The organism is Caballeronia arvi (assembly GCF_001544695.2).
Classification (GTDB): Bacteria; Pseudomonadota; Gammaproteobacteria; order Burkholderiales; family Burkholderiaceae; genus Caballeronia; species Caballeronia arvi.
This window is the reverse complement of record NZ_FCOM02000279.1, coordinates 1-922: the sequence shown is the minus strand read 5'-3', so window position 1 is coordinate 922 and position 922 is coordinate 1. Positions and strand designations below refer to the sequence as shown.

Annotated in this window: 1 protein-coding gene; it reads left to right on the top strand. The window is 55.6% G+C overall.

The features are described from left to right. Positions 1–12: 12 nt before the first annotated feature. Positions 13–177, top strand: coding sequence for a type II toxin-antitoxin system HicB family antitoxin (locus AWB74_RS48995; protein WP_407642558.1), 165 nt, complete (start codon positions 13–15; stop codon positions 175–177). Positions 178–922 lie beyond the last annotated feature (745 nt).

The window sequence follows — 922 nt, the reverse complement described above, 5'->3', positions numbered from 1 at the left end:
ATCTGGCTGTTTGTGAACATTAATATGTCAAGAGTCAGATCTAACTCCGTTGGCTTCCAAATTTGTCTTAACGCCGCACTTCTTGAGCAAGTTAGCATGACCGCTCGGCAGCGACAGATGACGCGTTCCGGGTTCTTGACACTGGCGGTCATGAACGAGCTCACTAGGAACCTCTAGAACTGCGACTGCGCGCATCGCTCCGACACGAGAGAACAGCGCGCCTGCTGTCTCTCGAACTCGTCGCCAGGATTGTGCCTTCCGTGTGCCTGTCGGACGGATTCGATGCTCGCGCCAGGCGATCTGAGGCGGACCGAAGCGGCAGAGCGCGACCTGTTGAGCCGTCCAACTGTTATTCCCGATGTAACGTCATCGGCCTATGGGAGGAATTATGAATTTGATAAGCGATCACCGATGTGAGAGCACACCGAAACCGGTCCGATACGTAAAAACCAGAGAGGATTTTCCAGTCCGCCCACAGGAACCGGCTCCGGGTGTGACGGATGAGCCATCATGGTCCGAGGATGACGCGGCACGCGAGAAGAACGAGCGAAGGGTCGAGCACACAATGCCAGACGAACCCGACGGGGATTTCGCGTAGTAGTACAGATCGTCCCAACCGATCTCGCCTAGACGCAAGTATCTTTATCCGACGCTGAAGGAACGTCGAGGCCCAGCTGTGAAGGGTTACGGTGGATCCGTGTTCTTGGGGTGTGTCCCATGTCGGGCGAGCCAGTTCAAATCGGAAGCTTAGAATTCCGCGTGGTCGTGCAGCCACTTATTGGCGGTGGTTTCACGTTTGCTCTCGTTGAAATTGACCGAGCGGAATCTGCGGCGAAAGTGACTCGCTTCCACAGCCATCTTCGGTTCGGGTCGGAATCTGAGGCCTTTGAAGGCGGATGCGCCCAGATACGTCTTCACGTAA